Source organism: Falsiroseomonas ponticola (assembly GCF_016805305.1).
Classification (GTDB): domain Bacteria; phylum Pseudomonadota; class Alphaproteobacteria; order Acetobacterales; family Acetobacteraceae; genus Falsiroseomonas; species Falsiroseomonas ponticola.
In genome coordinates this window covers 18,251-38,038 of sequence record NZ_JAERQN010000007.1, presented here as the reverse complement: position 1 = coordinate 38,038, position 19,788 = coordinate 18,251, and the positions used below count along the sequence as shown (strand labels likewise).

Annotated in this window: 13 protein-coding genes; 11 read left to right on the top strand and 2 right to left on the bottom strand. The window is 72.7% G+C overall.

Features of this window, described 5'->3' with window-relative positions:
• Window positions 1-167 precede the first annotated feature (167 nt).
• From JJI54_RS19695 to JJI54_RS19650, 10 genes are all read left to right on the top strand, one after another.
• Window positions 168-1,112, top strand: a complete 945-nt coding sequence (locus JJI54_RS19695) for a molybdopterin-binding domain-containing protein (protein ID WP_203074774.1) — start codon at window positions 168-170, stop codon at window positions 1,110-1,112.
• Window positions 1,105-3,081: a molybdopterin biosynthesis protein gene (locus tag JJI54_RS19690; RefSeq protein ID WP_226381935.1), complete on the top strand. Its 1,977-nt coding sequence runs from the start codon at window positions 1,105-1,107 to the stop codon at window positions 3,079-3,081. Before JJI54_RS19695 ends, JJI54_RS19690 begins: the two co-directional genes overlap by 8 nt.
• A 153-nt stretch (window positions 3,082-3,234) precedes the next feature.
• Entirely contained in the window at window positions 3,235-3,546 is a 312-nt protein-coding gene (locus JJI54_RS19685) for an HU family DNA-binding protein (RefSeq protein ID WP_092960602.1), read from the top strand.
• A 129-nt stretch (window positions 3,547-3,675) separates the two neighbouring features.
• The gene (locus tag JJI54_RS19680) at window positions 3,676-5,709 is read left to right on the top strand and encodes a hydantoinase/oxoprolinase family protein (protein WP_203074773.1); all 2,034 of its coding nucleotides are present in this window, start codon (window positions 3,676-3,678) and stop codon (window positions 5,707-5,709) included.
• On the top strand, window positions 5,706-7,337 hold the full coding sequence (locus JJI54_RS19675; protein WP_203074772.1) for a hydantoinase B/oxoprolinase family protein: 1,632 nt from the start codon (window positions 5,706-5,708) through the stop codon (window positions 7,335-7,337). The genes JJI54_RS19680 and JJI54_RS19675 overlap by 4 nt, the downstream gene beginning before the upstream one ends.
• On the top strand, window positions 7,330-8,460 hold the full coding sequence (locus tag JJI54_RS19670; RefSeq protein WP_226381934.1) for an MFS transporter: 1,131 nt from the start codon (window positions 7,330-7,332) through the stop codon (window positions 8,458-8,460). Before JJI54_RS19675 ends, JJI54_RS19670 begins: the two co-directional genes overlap by 8 nt.
• Before the next feature lie 136 nt (window positions 8,461-8,596).
• Window positions 8,597-9,805 carry an efflux RND transporter periplasmic adaptor subunit gene (locus tag JJI54_RS19665; RefSeq protein WP_203074770.1) on the top strand — a complete coding sequence of 403 codons (1,209 nt, stop codon included), beginning with the start codon at window positions 8,597-8,599 and terminating at the stop codon, window positions 9,803-9,805.
• A 4-nt stretch (window positions 9,806-9,809) separates the two neighbouring features.
• Entirely contained in the window at window positions 9,810-12,962 is a 3,153-nt protein-coding gene (locus JJI54_RS19660) for an efflux RND transporter permease subunit (RefSeq protein WP_203074769.1), read from the top strand.
• 5 nt (window positions 12,963-12,967) lie between these two features.
• The gene (locus tag JJI54_RS32810; RefSeq protein WP_203074768.1) at window positions 12,968-13,618 is read left to right on the top strand and encodes a TetR/AcrR family transcriptional regulator; all 651 of its coding nucleotides are present in this window, start codon (window positions 12,968-12,970) and stop codon (window positions 13,616-13,618) included.
• Between the two features lie 193 nt (window positions 13,619-13,811).
• Window positions 13,812-15,911, top strand: a complete 2,100-nt coding sequence (locus JJI54_RS19650; protein ID WP_203074767.1) for an EAL domain-containing protein — start codon at window positions 13,812-13,814, stop codon at window positions 15,909-15,911.
• Window positions 15,912-15,917: 6 nt separating this feature from the next.
• Here the strand turns inward: JJI54_RS19650 and JJI54_RS19645 are convergent, their stop codons facing one another.
• Window positions 15,918-17,294 carry an acyclic terpene utilization AtuA family protein gene (locus JJI54_RS19645; protein ID WP_203074766.1) on the bottom strand — a complete coding sequence of 459 codons (1,377 nt, stop codon included), beginning with the start codon at window positions 17,292-17,294 and terminating at the stop codon, window positions 15,918-15,920.
• 17 nt (window positions 17,295-17,311) lie between these two features.
• On the bottom strand, window positions 17,312-17,623 hold the full coding sequence (locus JJI54_RS19640) for a DUF4387 domain-containing protein (RefSeq protein ID WP_203074765.1): 312 nt from the start codon (window positions 17,621-17,623) through the stop codon (window positions 17,312-17,314).
• Between the two features lie 489 nt (window positions 17,624-18,112).
• Between JJI54_RS19640 and JJI54_RS19635 the strand changes: the two genes are divergently transcribed.
• Window positions 18,113-19,759, top strand: a complete 1,647-nt coding sequence (locus JJI54_RS19635; protein ID WP_203074764.1) for a hypothetical protein — start codon at window positions 18,113-18,115, stop codon at window positions 19,757-19,759.
• The last annotated feature ends 29 nt before the right edge of the window (window positions 19,760-19,788 follow it).

Here is a 19,788-nt window from a genome sequence, read left to right as displayed (position 1 = left end):
CGTGTTCGCGATCGATACATTCTCGGTTTGGCATCGGAAGGGGTGCTGGCGATTCGGGGGCGCCGGGACTAACTGCGCGCCACCAGCCCAGGACGCGCGCCATCCCGCCCCAGCCCCCCCCGCTTCGCCTGACGCCGCCCGCGGCGATGTGCGCGGCCCTGACCGCCATGCTGGCGCCCGTGGCCCCCTGCCACCGCCCCCCGGCGGCGGCGCTGGGGCGCGTGCTGGCGGCGGCGGTGGTGGCGCCGGGGCCCGTGCCGGCCCGGGCCATCGCGCTGCGCCCGGGCTGGGCGGTGGCGGCGGCGGAGACGGAGGGGGCGAGTCCCTTCTCCCCGGTGCCGCTGCCGGGCAGCCCGGCCCTGCTGGCGGCGGGCGATGCGCTGCCGCCGGGGATGGATGCGGTGCTCGACCCCTTCGATGCCGAGGCGGCGGGGCCGCTGGTGATGGCGCTGCAGCCGGTGGCGCCGGGGGATGGGGTGCGCGCGGCGGGGGCGGATGTCGCGCCCGGCCAGGTGATCCGCGCGGCCGGGGAAAGGCTGGGCCCGCGGGACCTGCCGGCGCTGGCGGCGCTGGGGGTGGGGCAGGTGGCGCTGCGCATCCCGCGGCTGCTGCTGCGGCACGCGGACCCCGCGGTGGCGGCGCTGCTCGCGGGCTGGGCGCGGGCGGAGGGCGCGGATTGCGATGACGGCCCGCCGGACCTGGTGCTGACCGACGATCCGGCGATGGAGGCGGCGCAGGCCGGGCTCGGCGCGCGGCCGGGCCTGGCGGCGGGAATCGGGCGCGCCGGCGGCGTGCCCGCGCTGCTGCTGCCGCGGCTGGCGGAGGATGCGGTGGCGGCCTGGGTGCTGCTCGGCCTGCCGGCGCTGCGGTGCCTGGCGGGGGCGGCGGCGCCGGCGCCGCTCCGGCTGCGGCTTTCGGCCAAGGTGGCTTCCGCCGTGGGGATGGCGGAGCTGGTGCCGCTGGCGCTGGATGGCGCGGGGGGCGCGGTGCCGCTGGCGGTGGGGGCGCTGCCGCTCGGCGCGCTGGCGCGGGCGGGGGCGCTGCTGGTGGTGCCGCCGCAGGCGGAAGGCTACGAAGCCGGCGCCGTGATCGAGGCCCTGCCCCTTGCCTGACCCCGACCTCACCCTTGCCGGGCGCATCCGCCGCGCCGCGCGGCAGGAACAGTTCCTCCAGGTCGTCTCCGCGGAGGAGGCGATGCGGCGGCTGCGCGATGCCTTCCCCTTCGCCGCGCTGGCGGCGGAGGAGGTGCCGCTGGCGCGGGCGCTGGGCCGCGTGGTGGCGCGCCCGGTCGCGGCGGCGGCGGATGCGCCGCCCTTCGACCGCAGCGCGGTGGATGGCTTCGCGCTGCGCGCGGCCGATACCACGGGCGCCACGGAGGCGACGCCGCGCCGCCTGCTGCTGAACGCGGAGGTGCTGGCCTGCGGCGTGGCGCCGGGCATCGAGGTGACGCCCGGCACCGCGACCGCCATCGCGACCGGCGGCGTGATCCCGCGCGGCGCCGATGCGGTGGTGATGATCGAGCAGACGGTGCTGGAGGAAGGCGAGCCCCCCGCCATCCTGCTGACGCGCGCCGCCGCGCCCGGCGCCTTCCTGGGCTTCGCCGGCAGCGACATCGCGAAGGGGGAGACGGTGCTGCGCGCCGGCGCGGTGGTGACGAGCCGGGAGATCGGCATGCTGGCCGCGGCCGGCATCGCGGCCGTGCCGGTGGTGCGGCGGCCGCGCGTGGCGGTGATCTCCACGGGCGATGAGCTGCATCCCCCCGGCAGCGCCCTGCCGCCCGGCGGGATCCCGGACAGCAACGCCGCCATCCTGGCCGCCGCGGTGGCGGAGAATGGGGGCGAGCCCCTTCCCTTCGGCATCCTGCGGGACGAGGAGGCGGCGCTGTCGGCCGCGCTGGCGCGGGCGCTGGAAGAGGCGGACATGGTCGTGATGTCCGGCGGCACCAGCAAGGGGGCGGGCGATGTCTCCCACCGCATCCTGGGCGATGGCGTCATCGTGCATGGCGTGGCGCTGAAGCCGGGCAAGCCGCTCTGCATCGCGAAGCTGCGGGACAGGCCGGTCTTCGTGCTGCCGGGCTTCCCGACCAGCGCGGTCTTCACCTTTCACCAATTTGCCGTGCCCCTGATTCGCGCCATGGCCGGGCTGCCGGCGCGGGAGGAGAGCCAGGTGGAGGCACGGCTCGCGGTGCGGATGCCGAGCGAGCTGGGGCGCGAGGAATTCGTGATGGCATCGCTGGCGGAAAGCGCCGATGGGCTGGTGGCCTGGCCGCTCGGCAAGGGGTCGGGCAGCGTGACGGCCTTCGCAGCCGCGGACGGCTTCTTCGCCATCCCGGCGCTGGACCAGGGGGCGGAAGCCGGGCAGGCGCTGCGCGTGACGCTGATCGGCGGGCCCATGGGCGGCGCGGCGAAGCTGCCGGACCTCGCCATCATCGGCAGCCATTGCCTGGGGCTGGACGCGCTGCTGGACCTGCTGGCGGCGGAGGGGATCGCGGCGCGCAGCCTGGCGGTGGGCAGCCTGGGCGGGCTGGCGGCGGCGAAGCGGGGGGAATGCGACCTGGCGCCGGCGCATCTGCTGGACCCGCGGACGGGCGCCTACAACACGCCCTTCCTGGCGCCGGGGTTGCGGCTGGTGCCGGGCTGGCGGCGGCTGCAGGGGGTGGTGTTCCGCCCCGGCGACGGGCGCTTCGCGGGGCGGGAGGGACGGGCGGCGGTGGCGGCCGCCGCGGCCGATCCCGCCTGCCTGCTGGTGAACCGCAATGCCGGGTCCGGCACGCGCATCCTGCTGGACGGGCTGCTGGGCGGCGCCAGGCCCGCAGGCTACGCCAACCAGCCGAAATCCCACAATGCGGTGGCGGCGGCGGTGGCGCAGGGGCGGGCCGATTGGGGCGTGGCGATCGAGACCGTCGCCCGCGCCTATGGCCTCGGTTTCCTGCCGCTGGCGGATGAGCATTACGACTTCTTCCTGGCGGAGGCGCGGGCCGATCGCGCGCCGGTCCGGGCCTTCCTGCGGGTGCTGGAGTCGCCCGAATCGCGCGCCAGGCTGGCGGCGTTGGGGTTCGGGCGCGCCGCCGGGGCGGCGTGAATCCGGGCGGAATCGCGCGCGGGCGCCCGCCGGGCACCCCCGCATCACCGGAATTCCACTGTGCAGCGCGAGAACATTGACGAATCGAGCGCATTCGGCGCTGACATGCGCATCGACCTCCGCTATGCGGGGTTGCCTGCAAGGAGACGCAACATGTCAAAGAAGTTCCTCACGGATGTGATCGTGAAGTCCACCGAGATGCCGGCGAATGCCGCGGGCAAGCTCGCTGCCGACATCATCGCCGCCATCAAGACGGAGATCGTCGCGACCGGCCGCTTCACGATTCCCGATTTCGGCGCCTTCGCGGTGCGCGAGACGGCGAAGCGCACGGCGATGAACCCGCGCACGGGCGAGAAGGTGCAGGTGAAGGCCGGCGCCACGGTGAAGTTCAAGGCGAGCCCGGCGCTGAAGGAAGCCGCGCTGGCCGGCATGAAGAAGGCGAAGCGCAAGGCCGCGAAGGCCTGACGCCTGGCGCGCCGGCCCGGGCGACCGGGCCGGCGCCTCTTCCGCGCCCGCTTCCGCGCGGCCATGCTACCGGTCTGAACCGACCGGAGATCAGCTGATGCGCCGTTCTGAGCGTGGGCCCGCGCAAGCATGAGCGCGACACAGCCCGTTCGCATCGCGGTCGATATCGGCGGCACCTTCACCGACTTCCAGATCCTGGACCAGCGCCACGGCCGCGTGATGGCCTGGAAGGCGCCGACCACGCCGGCCGATCCCTCCGAGGGGTTGATGGCGGGCATCCGCCAGGCGGCGGAGCGCTTCGGATTCGCCCTGGCCGATGTGGGGCTGCTGCTGCACGGCACCACCATCGCCACCAACGCCGTGCTGGAGCGCAAGCTGGCGCAGGGCGTGCTGCTGACGACGGCGGGGTTCGAGGATGTGCTGGAGATCACGCGCCATGTGCGGCGCGACATCTACGGCCTGGCGCCCGACCCCTTCCCCTGCCTGGTGGACCGCGACCGGCGCTTCGGCGTGGTGGAACGCCTGCGCGCCGATGGCAGCGTGGAAGTGCCGATCGGCGACCTTTCGCCCCTGATGGACAGGCTGCGCGCGGCGGCGCCGGAGGCCGTCGCGATCGGGCTGCTGCATGCCTATGCCAACCCCGCGCATGAACGCGCGCTGCGGGATGCGGTGGCGAAGGCGCTGCCGGGGGTGCCGATCAGCCTCTCCTCCGACATCAGCCCGGAGATCCGGGAGTATGAGCGCCTGTCGACGACGGTGCTGAACGCGCTGCTGATGCCGGTGGTGCAGCGCTACCTGGCCCGGCTGGAGGCGCGGCTGGGGGAGGACGGGTTCAGGCCGCGCATCTTCCTCGTGCAGTCCAATGGCGGCATGTGCAGCCTGGCGCGGGCGGCGGAACAGCCGGCACGGCTGCTGCTCTCCGGCCCCTCGGGCGGCGCGCTGGCGGCGGAAAGGCTCTCCCGCCGGCTGGAACGGCCGAACCTGGTGGCGGTGGATATGGGGGGGACGAGCTTCGACGTCTCCGTCGTGCAGGACCACGTCATCGGGCTGGTGACGCAGGGCGAGGTGGACCGGCTGCCGGTGCGGCTGCCGATGGTGGAGATGCGGACCATCGGCGCGGGGGGTGGCTCCATCGCCAGCGTCGATGCGGCGGGGCGGCTGACGGCGGGGCCGCGCAGCGCGGGGGCGCGGCCGGGGCCGGTCTGCTACGGGCGCGGCGGCACGGAGCCGACGGTGACGGATGCGAATGCCGTGCTGGGGCGGCTCGACCCGGATTTCTTCCTGGGCGGCGCGATGGCGCTGGACCTGGCGGGCGCGCGGGCGGCGATGGAATCGCGGATCGGGACGCCGCTGGCGCTGTCCACGGAAGCGGCGGCGGAGGGCGTGCTGCGGGTGACGAATGCGCAGCTGGCGGCGGCGGTCAGGCTCTCGCTGTTCGAGAAGGGGCTCGACCCCCGCGACTTCGCGCTGCTGTCCTTCGGCGGCGCGGGCGGGCTGCATGCGACGGAGGTGGCGGACGAACTCGGCATCACGGAGGTGGTCTTCCCGCGGGAGCCGGGGACGCTCTCGGCCTATGGGATCCTCTTCTCCGACCTGGTGCAGGACCTCGCGCGGTCGCGGCTGTATCGCGGCGACCAGGCGGAGGCGGTGGCGGAGGCCGTGGCGGGGTTGCGGGCGGAGGCGGATGCGCGGCTGGCGGCGGATGGCGTGCCGGACGGGCAGCGGGCGGTCGAGCTTTCCGCAGACCTGCGCTACCGCGGCCAGGCCTTCGAATTGCTGGTGCCCTGGCCGGAAGCCCCGGCCCTGCCCCCGCTGCTCGCACGCTTCCACGCGACGCATCGCGCGCGTTTCTCCTATGCCGCGGAGGGCGATCCGGTGGAGATCGTGACCCTGCGCGCCGCGGCCATCGGGCGGCTCGACAAGCCGGAGGAGGCGCGCGCGACGCCCGCCGAGGCCGCGACGGCGCCTGGGTCGCGCCAGGTCTGGCAGGGCGGCGCGGCGACCGCCTGGCCGGTGTGGCGGCGGGAGAGGCTGCGGCTGGCCGACATCATCGAAGGCCCGGCCATGATCGAGGAAGCCTTCGCCACCCACGTCATCGCCGCCGGCTGGCGCGCGGCACTCGACCCCGAGGGCGCGATCATCGCGCGGAGGATCGCGGCATGACCGGTTTGGGACCGATCGAGATCGAGGTCATCCGCAACGCGCTGACGGCGGCGGCGGCGGAGATGGACATCACGATCTGGCGGACCAGCCGCAGCACCATCGTGCGCGAATTGCTGGACTACTCCACCGCCGTCTTCGACGCGGAGGGCCAGAACCTGGCGCAATCCGCGCGCATCCCCGGCCACCTCAACTCCATGACGCATGCGCTGCGCACGCTGCTGGCGGACCATGTGCCGCCGGAGGCCTGGCACGAGGGCGATGTCGTCATCTTCAACGACCCGTATTGCGGCGGCCAGCACCTGCCGGACATCCTGGCCTTCCGCCCCGTCTTCCACGGCGGCGCGCGCATCGCCTTCGTCGGCACGCTCTGCCACCACATCGATGTCGGCGGGCTCGTCGCGGGGTCCTATGCCGCCAAGGCCACGGAAATCTTCCAGGAGGGGCTTCGCATCCCGCCCGTGAAACTCATCGAGCGCGGTGTCCGCAACGAGGGCATCTGGGCGATGATCCGGCAGAATATCCGGAAGCCCGATCTGCTGCTGGGCGACCTCTCCTCGCAGCTCGCCTCGCTCGAAGTCGGTGCCGCGGCGCTGGCCCGCCTGGCCAACCGCTTCGGTGCCCCCGCGATGATCGAGGCGGGGCAGCGTATCCTCGACATGAGCGAGGCCGGCATGCGCGCGGCCATCGGGCGCATGCCCGACGGTGTCTATGAGTTCGAGGACTTTCTCGACGATGACGGCATCGAATTGGGGAAACGCATCCGCCTGCATGTGCGGCTGCACATCGAAGGGGAGACGGCGCGCGTCGATCTCTCCGGCTGCTCGCCCCAGGTGGCGGGGCCGACCAATGCGACGCTCGCCTCCACCAATGCCGCGGTGATGTTCGCGCTGATGTGCTGCGCGGATTCCTCGCTGCACATGTCGGCAGGCTGCTACCGGCCGATCAGCGTGACGGCGCCGGAGGGCCTTGTCGTCAATGCCCGCCACCCCGCGCCCGTCGCGCATCGCATTGCCGTCACCCATCGGCTGCTGAACGCCATGAACGGCGCGCTGCACCAGGCGGTGCCGGACCTCATCCCCGCCGCCTATTACGGCAACAGCTACGTCACCACCTTCCAGACGGTGAAGGACAGCGGCCAGCGCGACGTGCTGGTGGAGATCGAGATCGGCGGATCGGGCGCGCATCCCGCCAAGGATGGCGTCAACGCCTATGCCAGCGGCATGCACAACAACAGCAACATCCCCATCGAGATGATCGAGGCGCAGCTGCCGCTGACCGTGCTGCGCTATGCGCTCCGCGATGGCAGCGGGGGTGCCGGGATGCGGCGCGGCGGGCTCGGCCTGGTGCGGGAATGGCGCATCGACAGCGCGCATTGCTTCTTCACGGCGAACATGGACCGCTTCGACCACGCGCCCTACGGGCTGGCCGGCGGCGGCCCGGCCGCGAAGGGCGCGCTGGTGCTGCGGCGGGATGGCGCGGAAGGGCCGATCCCGCCCAAGACGGACAACCTGAAGCTCCAGCAGGGCGACGTGGTGCGGCTGGAGACGAGCGGCGGCGGCGGCTTCGGCCCGCCCGAGGATCGCGCGCCGGCGGCCCGCGACCGCGATGCGCGGATGGGCTATGCCTGACAAGCTGCTGTCCCGCGCCGCCGTGGTGGCGGTGGCGACGCTGTTCGGCCTGACCTACAGCCTGAGCGCCGCGCTCATCGCGCTCGACCTCGCTTCTCAGGGGCTGAGCGAGATCACCATCGGCGCCAATGCGGCGATGCATGCCGTCGGCGTCTTCGCCATGGCCTGGCTGCTGCCGCGGGTGGTGGTGCCGCTCGGCCTTCGTCGCCTGGTGATCATCGCGCTGCTGCTGGCGGCGGCGGTGCTCGTCGCCTTCCCGCTGCTGCGCCTGGTCTGGGTGTGGTTCCTGCTGCGGCTGCTGATGGGCGCGGCCTCCGAGATCCTCTTCGTGATGTCGGAGACCTGGACCAACAGCCTGAGCACGGAGGAGAATCGCGGCCGCGCCATGGCGGCCTATACGGCGGCCATGTCGGTGGGCTTCGCGCTGGGGCCGCTGATGCTGTCCTTCCTCGGCACCCATGGGGCGCTGCCCTACCTGGTCGGCGCGGGCATCGCGCTGGCGGCGACGCTGCTCGTGGCCTCGCCCCGCGTCGTGGCGCCGGCCTTCGAGACGCCGTCCCATGAGGGGCCGCTGCATTTCATGCGCCTCGCCCCCGTCGCCATCGCGGCCGTGGTGCTGAACGCGGCGATCGAGACGGCGGGGCTCTCCTTCCTCGCCCTCTATGCCGTGCGGCTGGGCTGGACGGAGGAGAGCGCGACGCAGCTGATGACCTGCATGATGGTGGGCGCCATCCTGCTGCAGCTGCCGATCGGCTGGCTGGCGGACCGGATGGACCGGCTGCGCCTGGTGCGGCTGCTGGCGCTGGCGGCGGGGCTGGGCGCGGCTTCCTGGCCGGTGGCGCTGGCCAATCCCTGGACCACCTACGCGCTGCTCTTCGCCTGGGGCGGCTGCTTCGTCGGCATCTACACGGTGATGCTGGCGGTGGTGGGCAGCCGCTTCCAGGGCTCGGCGCTGGTCGGCGTCTATGCCGCCATGGGCTTCATGTGGGGCGCGGGCGCGCTGGCGGGGCCGGTGCTGGCGGGGCTGTCCATGGAAGCCGCGCCGCATGGGCTGGCCTTCTTCGCCGCCGCCATCTGCTTCGCCTTCCTGGCCAGCACGCGGCTAAGGGGCCGCGCCGCGTGATGCCAGGGGCCGCGGGCCAGCCTGGCGCGCCGCTGACGTAACCGCGCGTTACGCTGCGTTGCAGCAGATTATGTTGACATCGGGCGGAAACGCGCCAGTTTCCTAATCCGACAACCGCGCGTTTCATCGAGGTCGCATGCATCCCTCCCCCGGCTTCCGGCAGACCCTGCCGCGCCGCCTGCTGCCTTGCCTCGCCCTGGTCGGGTCCGTCGCGCTGCTGGCGTCCTGCGACGAACCGCCGAAGCCGGCCGCGGCCCAGGGCGCGCCACCGCCGCCGCCCGCCGTGACGGTGGTGACGCTGGAACGCAAGGAAGTGCCGGTGACGACGACGCTGCCCGGCCGTACCGCGCCCTATCGCGTGGCGGAGGTGCGGCCGCAGGTGGGCGGCGTGCTGCGCGAAAGGCTGTTCACGGAAGGGGAACGTGTCTCCGCCGGGCAGCCGCTGTTCCAGATCGATCCGGCGACGCTGGAAGCCGCGGTGCGGCGGGCGGAGGCGGCGCTGGCGCGGGCGGAGGCGACGGAACGCGCGGCCAGCGGCACCGCCACCCGCTACCGGTCCCTGGTGACGGCGCAGGCGGTGTCCCAGCAGAACCTGGAGAATGCGGAGGCGACGCTGCGCCAGGCGCAGGCCGATGTCATGTCCGCCCGCGCGCAGCTGGAGACGGCGCGCATCGACCTGGCCTTCACGCGCGTCGCCTCCCCCATCAATGGCCGCACGGGCCGTTCCACCGTGACGCCGGGCGCGCTGGTGACGGCGAACCAGGCGGCGGCGCTGGTGACGGTGACGCAGCTCGACCCGATCTATGTGGACGTGACGCAGCCGAGCGCGGCGCTGCTGCAGCAGCGGCGGGACGTGGCGAGCGGCGCGCTGCGGCGGGATTCCATCGACCAGGCCCGCGCCTCCCTGATCCTGGAGGACGGGTCGCGCTACCCGCATCCCGGCGAGATCCAGTTCAGCGAGGTGATCGTGGACCAGGGCACGGGGTCCGTCACCATGCGCGCGGTCTTCCCCAACCCGGACCAGCTGCTGCTGCCCGGCATGTTCGTGCGCGCGGAGGTGGAGGAAGGCGTCACCGACAGCGCGCTGCTGGTGCCGCAGCAGGCGGTGTCCCGCACCCCGCGGGGCGAGCCCATGGCCTTCGTCGTCAATGCCCAGAACGTGGTGGAGGCGCGGACGCTGCGCACCACGCGCGCCATCGGCACGGATTGGCTGGTGACGGAAGGCGTGGCGCCCGGCGACCGCGTGGTGGTGGAGGGGGTGCAGCGCATCCGCCCCGGCGCGCGGGTGAACCCGACGGAACGCGGCGCGCCCGCCGCGCGCCCCGTCGCCCGCGCGGGCAGCTGAGGCGATGGCCCGCTTCTTCATCGACCGCCCGGTCTTCGCCTGGGTGGTCGCCATCGGCATCATGCTGGCCGGCCTGCTGGCGCTGCGCATCCTGCCCGTGGCGCAGTACCCCGCCATCGCGCCGCCCGCGATCTCGGTCCAGGTCTCCTACCCCGGCGCCTCGGCGGAGACGGTGCAGAGCACCGTGGTGCAGATCATCGAGCAGCAGCTGAGCGGCATCGACAACCTGCTCTACTTCTCCTCCAACACCGCCAAGGATGGCAGCGCCACCATCCAGCTGACCTTCGCGCAGGGCACCAACCCCGATGTCGCGCAGGTGCAGGTGCAGAACAAGGTGCAGCTGGCCACGCCCCGCCTGCCGCTGACGGTGCAGCAGCAGGGCATCCGCGTGACGAAGTCCGGCAACAACTACCTGCTGGTGGTGGGCTTCGTGTCCACCGACGGGCGGATGGCGAATACCGACATCTCCGACTTCCTCGTCACCAGCGTGCAGGACCCGATCAGCCGCACGCCGGGCGTGGGCGACTACCAGGTCTTCGGCGCGCAATACGCCATGCGCATCTGGCTCGACCCCGCCCGCCTGCTGAACTACGGCATGACGCCGGGCGACGTCGCCAACGCGATCCGCGCGCAGAACGTCCAGGTCTCCTCCGGCGAGATGGGGGCGCTGCCGCAGGTGCAGGGGCAGCAGCTCAACGCCACCATCATCGGGCCCTCCTACCTCCAGACCCCGCAGGAATTCGCCTCCATCCTGCTGCGCGTGCGGCCCGACGGGTCCCAGGTGCGGCTGCGGGACGTGGCGCGCGTCGAGATCGGGGCGGAGAACTACGCCTTCACCACGCGCTTCAACGGCCAGCCTTCCGCCGGCATCGGCATCCGGCTGGCGAGCGGCGCCAATGCGCTGGACACGGCCAACAATGTGCGCGCGACGATCGAGCGCCTGCGCCCCAACTTCCCGCAGGGGCTGGAGGTGGTCTATCCGCTCGACACCACGCCCTTCGTGCGCCTGTCCATCACCAGCGTCGTGCACACGCTGGTGGAGGCGGTGGTCCTCGTCTTCCTCGTGATGTTCCTGTTCCTGCAGAACTGGCGCGCCACGCTGATCCCGACGCTGGCCATCCCGGTCGTGCTGCTGGGCACCTTCGCGATGCTGGCCGCCGCCGGCTTCTCCATCAACTCGCTCACCATGTTCGGCCTGGTGCTGGCGATCGGCCTGCTGGTGGATGACGCGATCGTCGTGGTGGAGAATGTCGAGCGGCTGATGGCCGACGAACACCTCTCCCCCATCGACGCCACGCGCAAATCGATGGACCAGATCACCGGTGCGCTGGTCGGCATCGGCCTGGTGCTCTCGGCCGTCTTCCTGCCCATGGCCTTCTTCGGCGGGTCGGTCGGCGTGATCTACCGGCAATTCTCCATCACCATCGCGACGGCGATGGGCCTGTCCGTCGCGGTGGCGATCTTCTTCACCCCGGTGCTTTGCGCCACGCTGCTGAAGCCGCACAAGCCGGGCCAGGAGACGCGGGGCTTCTTCGGCTGGTTCAACCGCGGCTTCTTCCGCACCTCCCGCGTCTATGAGCGTGGCATCCGCGGCAGCATGAAGCGGCCCTGGCGGATGATGGTGGTCTATGCCGCGCTGCTGGGGGCGCTGGGCTATTCCTTCCTGCGCCTGCCCGGCGGCTTCCTGCCGAACGAGGACCAGGGCACCGCCTTCGTGCAGGTGATCGGCCCGCCCGGCGCCACCACGGAACGCACGCAGCGCACGCTCGACGAGATCACCCGCTACCTGCGGGAGGAGGAGAGCGGCGTCGTCGCCTCCATCTTCACCATCAACGGCTTCAGCTTCGGCGGGCGCGGGCAGAATTCGGGCCTCGGCTTCATCAGCCTGCGGCCCTGGGCGGACCGGCCGGGGGCGGAGAACAAGGTGCAGGCGCTGACGGCGCGCATCAACCGGCGCTTCGCGGGCTGGCAGGATGCGATCGTCATCTCCTTCTCCCCCCCCGCCATCACGGAGCTTGGCAACGCCACCGGCTTCACCTTCCAGCTGCTGGACCGCGCGGGGCTCGGCCACGCGGCGCTGATGGATGCGCGCAACCAGCTGCTGGGGCTGGCGGCGCAGAGCCCGATCCTGGCCGGCGTGCGGCCGAACGGGCTGAATGACGAGGCGCAGTTCCGCCTGATGGTGGATTGGGAGCGCGCCAGCGCGCTGGGGCTTTCCATCAGCGACGTGAACACGACGCTCTCCACCGCCTGGGGTGCCACCTACGTCAACGACTTCATGGATCGCGGCCGCATCAAGCGCGTCTACATGCAGGGGGATGCGGCGTCCCGCATGCTGCCCTCCGACCTCGACCGCTGGTTCGTGCGCAACGCGAATGGCCAGATGGTGCCCTTCTCCGCCTTCGGGCGCACCGAATGGGTCTATGGATCGCCGCGGCTGGAGCGCTTCAACGGCATCGCCTCGCGGGAGATCCAGGGCGGGCCGGCGCCGGGCTACACCACCGGGCAGGCGATGGCGGAGATGGAGCGGCTGGCGGCGCAGCTGCCGCCCGGCATCGGCTTCGACTGGGCGGGGCTTTCCTTCGAGGAACGGCGATCCTCCGGCCAGGCGCCGGCGCTCTACGCCATCTCGCTGCTCGTGGTCTTCCTGTGCCTGGCGGCGCTGTATGAAAGCTGGTCGATCCCGACGGCGGTGATGCTGGTGGTGCCGCTCGGCATCCTCGGCGCCGTGGTGGCCAGCATCCTGCGCGGCATGTCGAACGACATCTACTTCCAGGTGGGGCTGCTGACGACGATCGGGCTGACGGCCAAGAACGCCATCCTGATCGTCGAATTCGCGAAGGAGGGCTTCGACCGCGGGCGCCCGGTGCTGGAGGCGACGGCCATCGCCGCACGGCAGCGGCTGCGGCCGATCATCATGACCTCGCTCGCCTTCACCCTCGGCGTCGTGCCGCTGGCGATCGCGACGGGCGCGGGATCGGGCGGGCAGAACGCGATCGGCACGGGGGTGATCGGCGGCGTGGTGACGGGCACGGTGCTCGCCATCCTCTTCGTGCCGGTCTTCTTCATGCTGGTGCTGCGGCTGTTCCGGACGAAGCCGGCGCATGCGAAGGATGGCGCGGCCCCCGCCGCGGCGATCCCCGCGCCCGGGGAGTGACGGCCTTGCTGGACCGGATCGCGGCGCCGCTTCGCCGCGCGCCGGGGCGGGAGCCGATGCCCGCCGCCGACCGCCACCGCCTGCTGCGCGAGGCGGCGGAGGAGGTGTTCCTGCGCGACGGCTATGCGGAGGCGCGGCTGGACGAGGTGGCGCGCCGCGCGGGCATGTCCAAGCGCACGCTGTACCAGCACTTCCCCTCCAAGGCCGCGCTGTTCGAGGCCTGCATCGCCGCGGCGCTGGCGCCGGTGACGGTGGTGCAGGAGGAGGCGGAGCAGGACCTGGCGGCGGCGCTGGCCGCCATCCTGCGGGCGACGGGGGCGCATCTCCTCGCCGCGCGGCAGGTGGCGCTGTTCCGCCTCGTGATCGCGGAGGGCGGCCGCACGCCGGAACTGGCGGAAGCCTTCCACCGCGTGATCGTGGGCAAGGGCGCATCCACCCTGCAGCGGCGGATCGAGCAGGAGATGCGGCGCGGCAGGCTGCGGCTGGGGGACGCGGAGGCCGGGGCGAAGATGCTGTTCGGCATGGCGCTGGGCTCCGCGCATATCAAGCTGCTGCTCGGCCTGCGCAGCCCGCCCGACCTGGCGGAGGTGGAGGCGCTGTCGCGCCTGGCGGTGGAGGTCTTCCTGCACGGGGCGGGGCCCCGGCCCGCGGCCTGAGGGGGGCGGCTGAAAGAAAGATTGTTTTGCCAGAACGCTCCGGCTCTGGCATGGCAGCGATCAACTATTCGTTAGCGATTGTCAGGAAACGTCGGGCACGACGATCCCTTCGACCCGATTCCGCGAGGCGACCATGGACGGCTTGGCCAGGCTTGCTCCCGCTTCCGGACATCCCCGCCCGGATGCCGTGCCCGTGCCCGACGACCTTGCCGCCTTCATCGAGACGCTGGGCCTGGCGGGGGAGGATGCCTCGGCGGAGCGGCAGGCGGCGCGGCTGCTGGTGGATGCGATGGGGGTGGCGATCTACACCACCGACGCCGCCGGCAGCCTGACCTACTACAACGAGGCCGCCGCCTCGCTCTGGGGCTGGCGGCCGCCGCTGCAGGAGCAGCGCTGGTGCGGGTCCTGGCGCATCGTGGCGCCGGATGGGGCGGAGATGCCGCCCGACCAGTGCCCGATGGCGGTGTGCCTGCGGGAAGGCCGGGCGGTGCGCGGGGCCTGGGCCTTCGCGGAACGGCCGGACGGGCAGCGGATTCCCTTCGCGCCCTTCCCCTCTCCGCTGCGGGCGCCGGATGGGCGGCTGGTGGGCGCGGTGAACGTGCTGGTGGATATCAGCGGGCTGAAGGCGGCGGAGAACCGGCTGGCGCGGGCGGAGGCGCGGTTCCAGACGGCGCAGGACATCGCGCCGGAAGGCTTCGTGGTGCTGGAGCCGATCCGCGACGCCGCCGGCACGGTGGTGGATTTCCGCATCGACTACGCGAATGCCGCGGCGATGCGGCTGCTCGGCCTGCGGCCGCGGCGGGGGCGGGAGGCGGGCGGGCGGCTCAGCCTGGTGCTGCCCATGCATGCCGGCGGGCCGGGCGGCGTGCTGGCGGAATTCACCGCGGTGCTGGAGACCGGGAGCGTCAGCATCCGCGAACGGGGCGCGGGGGATGGCTTGGGCGCGCGCAGCTTCCGCAGCCGCGCGGTGCGGCTGGACCATGGCGTGGCGGTGTCCTTCGAGGACATCACGGCGCGCCGGCGCGTGGAGGCGCGCGCCCGCTTCCTGGCGGAGCATGACGAGCTGACCGGCCTGCTGAACGCCAGCGGGCTGCGCCGGCGGATGGAGCCGATGCAGGACCGCGCGGATGGCGCGGCCATCCTGCTGGTGACGCTGGAGGGCCATCGCGCCGCGCTGGGCCGTGCCGCGGCGGAGGAGGCGGTGCGCGTCGCCGCCACGCGGATCGCGCGGCGGCTGCCGGCGGGCGCTGTCGCGGCGCGGATCGGGGCGGATGATTTCGCGGTGCTGGTGGCGGGGTGCCCTTCGCTCGCGGTGCATGAGCTGTCGGCGGCGCTGCTGCGGGACCTGGCGGTGCCGGTGGCGACGCCGGAGGGGCCGGTGGCGCTCGGCACGCGCGTCGGCGTCGCGGTGTCCGAGGGCGCGATGGACCCGGATGCGCTGATGCGGGATGCGGAACTCGCGCTGTCCACGGCGCGGCAGGGCGCGGGCGACCGGCTGGCGATCTTCGCCCCCGCCGCGCTGCGCGGCGCGCCGACCATCCGCCAGGCGGAGGCCGATCTGCGCCAGGCGCTGGCGGAGCGGCAGATCGAGGTGCACTACCAGCCCATCATCGCCACCGCGACGCGCCGCATCGCGGGGTTCGAGGCGCTGGCCCGCTGGAAGCACCCGTCGCGCGGCTTCGTATCCCCGGGCGAATTCGTGCCGCTGGCGGAGGAGACGGGCCTCATCACCCAGCTCGGCGACCAGGTGCTGCGGCAGGCCTGCCGGGATGCGGCGGGGTGGCCGGATGCGCTGCGCGTCACCGTCAACATCAGCCCGACCCAGCTGCGGGAGGAGATGCTGCCGCGGCTGGTGGCGGATGCGCTGGCGGCGAGCGGCCTGGCGGCGCGGCGGCTGGAGCTGGAGCTGAGCGAGGTGACGTTCCTGGGCGACGAACGCGCCGCGGCGCATGCGCTGGCGACGCTGCGCGCGCAGGGCGTGGCGCTGGCGCTGGACGATTTCGGATCGGGCTTCTGTTCGCTGGCGCAGCTGCGCAGCTTTCCCGTCGGCCGCGTGAAGATCGACCGCAACCTGGTCGTCGGCGTCGATGCGCAGCGGGAGGGCGCGGCGATCATCCGCGCCATCATGCGGCTGGCCGCCGATCTCGGCCTGGCGACGACGGCGGAGGGGGTGAACACCCCGGGCGAATTCGATCGCCTGGCGGCGGAGGGCTGCGCGGAGGCGCAGGGCTTCCTGTTCAGCCCCGCGCAGCCGGCCGCCGCCATCCCTTCCCTGCTGGCGCGCTTCGGGTAGGGCGCGTCAGCCGGCTTCCTCCATGCGCACCGGGAAGGCGCCCGCGAGGTCGTCGCATTCGGCGACGTGGTAGATGGAGTAGCGATAGGCGCTGCCCGCCGGCAGTTCCGGCGGCGTGAAGGGGAAGGCGATGTTGCCCCCGGTGGAGAGCCGGCCGGGGAAGCCGAAATGCAGCAGGTTCTGCTTGGCGACGCCGATGATGGCCTTGGCCGTATCGGCATCCCCCGCGATGCATTCCAGCAGGAAGAAGACCTCCGCCGGCACGGGCAGCCCTTCCCGCGCGCCGGGGAAGAGGTTCGTCTCCCCGGTGCCATAGGCGCGGAAGCGGAGTTCGTAGTCCCCCGCGCCCGGCAGGATATCGGCCACGATCCTGCGCACGCCGGCGGCGATGCTGTCCCGCTGCTCGATCACGCGGGGATCGGTGGTGCTGGCCAGCAGCACGGCGCGTTCGCCGACATGGGTCGCGCCCTCCACCTTGATGCTGTGCTGGCGCGCCGGCACCCAGGTGGCGCCGGAGACGCGGACGCGGCGATCGTCGATCGCCGCATAGACCGCCTCCGTCGTGTCCATCATGCCCTCGGGCTCATGCACCCGGAGCGGATCCGCCTGTTCGTAGAGGCTGTGCGCCGCGACGGAGACGGGGGTCGCGGCCCGCGCCGGGTTCATGCTTTCCAGCTCGAAGCTCTCGCCCGTCAGCGTGCCCAGCATCGCGTCCCGCCCGCCGGGGACGCAGCAGAGCGAGGTGCATTCGATGATCTTCGCCATGTGCGTCGCGGGGCCGGGGGCGTAGCCCAGCATCAGCGGCACGGCGGCGAAGACCGCCGTATCGCAGGCGCGGCCGGCGAGGACGATGTCGGGCTCCATCGCCAGGGCGCGCAGGAAGGCTTCCGTGCCCATCTGGCCGACGATGTGCGCGGCGCCGTCGATCGTCCCCGCCTCCAGCGCGCCGATGGCGCCGATGGGTTGCACGCGCCCGGCCTGCGCCATGGCGCGCAGCCAGGCGCGGTCCATGTCGGCCGCGATGACGGCGATGCGGAGCTTGAGCCCATCCTCCTTCGCGATGGCGCGGATCATCGCCAGCGTCTGGTCGAGATGCGGCGCCGCGCCCGCCGTGCCCGCGCTGCCGATCAGCAGCGGCACGCCCGCCTGGCGCGCGCCCAGGATCACCAGGCGCAGGTCGCGCTTCGTGATCGCGGGGCTCGTCGCCAGCCTTCCACCGCCGAGATAGGCGGGCCCCACATCGATGGAGCCCATGTCGCAGCCCAGCACATGGGGTTCGCGGGCGAGGCCCGCCTTCAGCGCGGCTTCGGGGATGCCGTTGCCGAGCTGGCCGGAGGCCGCCAGCACGCGCAGCGCCTGGCCGGGCCGCGGCCCCTTGTCCATCAACCGTCCGACGACGCTCACAGCACCACCCCCAGCAAGGGCGCGTGCTGCTGCGCGCCATAGACATCCGAATCGCCGGGCGATCCCGCCACCACCGGGCGGTCCAGCACCACCTTGATGGCATGCGCGGCGGCGTAGGGGATGACCTCCACCGTGGTGGCGGAAACGCCGTAGAGCCGCGCCATCGCTTCCCGCGTCATGGCGGGGGAGGACAAGGCCTCCCGGAACCCCGCATCATCGGCGAAGAGGATGTCGAGCGTGCAGTGCAGCGGCCCCGCATTCTTGCTGCGGATCACCCGCGCGATGTCGATCAGCCGTCGGCCACTCATGCTGCCGCGTTCCCCCGCCTTCTGCGGGGCGGATGCTCCGCCCGGCATGACGCAGGGTCAACCCGCCGGCGCGGCGCGGCGGCCGGCATCGTCGGCCGCCGCCATCATCTCGCGCCACGTGTTCAACGAAAATCAATTATTCTTTTTTCGATTGCGCATCAAACGAAGGTCGGGCATTACCGCCCCATGGCGGGTGCAGACGCTAGAAGCCGGACGCTGCAAGACACCGAGGGTTGGAGAGGGCCGCTTCACGCCCTGCGCCGCCCGGCCCCGCTGCCCAGGCGTCATGGACGCCCAGGCCACCGCCCACCCCTGCGCTGACCGGGATGAGAACATGGCGATGCCGCCTGCGTGCCCGCCGAGCCGTGCCTGTCCGGATCGACCGCTGGCAGCCGCGCCGGCCATGTCGCCACGGGTGCCCGGGCATGGGGTGCCCCGCGGGGGCCGGTCCGCGCCGGCAGGCAGCGGGCGAAAGGCCTATGCGCGATCATGTTCGTCATACCGCTGCCCCAGGGCGAGTTGGTGGTGCGCTGCGACCCGAGGACGGGCTACCTCCGGGCAGCCGGCTTCGACGGCCATGACCGGGTGGACCTGCCGGGCGTGCCGCTCGTCCTGCAATTCTCGAACGGCGAAGTGCCGGTCATCATCAATCCCTCGACCGGCGCACTGACGGCTGCCGGCATGGGCCAGGCCACGGCCGCCGCCACCGCGGGCGACGGGTGGGTACTCGGCGCCTTCACCGCGGCCGAGCGCGATGCGATGGAGGCGCTGGCGCGGGAGTATCGCAGCGTGGTGCGGCGCCGGCGTCCCGTGCTGGCCCTGCCGGACGGGGAGTTGTGCGCCATCATGCTGCTCGGGCAGTCCCTCGCCCAGGGCACGACGAGCTACCCGGTGCTCACGCGCCAGCAGGCGGCGCCCGACTGCTACATGCTGGGCGACAGCGTGCACCCGCAGAACCTGTCGGATTCGACCTGGGTCCCGCATGGCGACCCGCTGGCGCTGTCCCCGCTTGTCGCCACCGTGACATCCCGCGACCGGCGCCTGGTCGGGCTGCTGACGGCTGAGGCGGCGGCGGCCCTGCCGCCTTTCGAAGGCAATCGCGGGGAGACGCCTGGCGAGGGCTTCTGCGCCCAGTTCCGCCCGGCCTGGCTGCGCGCCCGGGGCCTGTCGGCGAACCCGAACAACCGGTGGGTGGTCGGCAGCGTTGCCGTCGCCAGCACCGCCGTCGAGCAATGGCTCGACGGGGCGCCGGAGAACTACTTCAACCGCGCCCGGGACTTCTACCGCGCCGTCAAGGCCTGCGCGGCAGCGCGGGGCCTCAAGGCCTCGGCGCCCATCATCCTGATCGCCAACGGCGAAAGCTCGCCGAACGAGGAGTTCGGGGCCAACCTGGCGCGGCTCATCGAGCAGCTTCGCGCGCTGGTGGCGGAGGAATTCCCGGACCAGCGTGGGATCGTGCCCGTCTTCCTGCAGCAGACCGGCGGCACCTACACCAGCACCGCGACCAGGCTGGCGCAGGCGCGCGGGCAGATCGCGGTGTCCAACACGGTGCCGGGCGTCTTCATCGTCAGCAATAGCGGCGCCTATCCGGACAAGGCCCCGGCCAACACGCACCTGACCGCCAACGGGTCCCGATGGCTCGGTTGCCAGGCCGGCAAGGTCGCCACCCGCGTGCTGGCCGACGATGTGGGCTGGCAGTGCACGCGCGCGCTCGGCTTCCGGTATCGCGGCGACACGCTGCTCGGCTGGTTCCACACGCCGGTGCCTCCGCTGACCTGGGGGGCGCATTTCCGGGGATTGAGCCAGCCGCCACGCCCGGATTCGGCGGGGCTGCGTGCCGAGGACGATGCCGGGTGGATGGAGCTCTCCGCCGCGCGGATCGTCGGCCCCAGCACCATCGCCTGGACCCTGTCGCGTGCCGTGGTCGGCCAGCTGACCGTCACCATCGGCTGGCAGGAGAACGGCGACGGCGCGCCGATCTACATCGCCGATGGCGACGAGACGCAACTGGCCGCGACCTACGAGTACCTCGGCGACAACCAGCTGCCGGAGGAGGACATCCCGGGCGTGGTGGGGCTGCGCTACGACGCGCGCAATCTCTGCCTCGCCGACCGCATCGTCGCCGATGCCGCCTGAGACGACGCCTGCCCCACCAACCCCGCGGA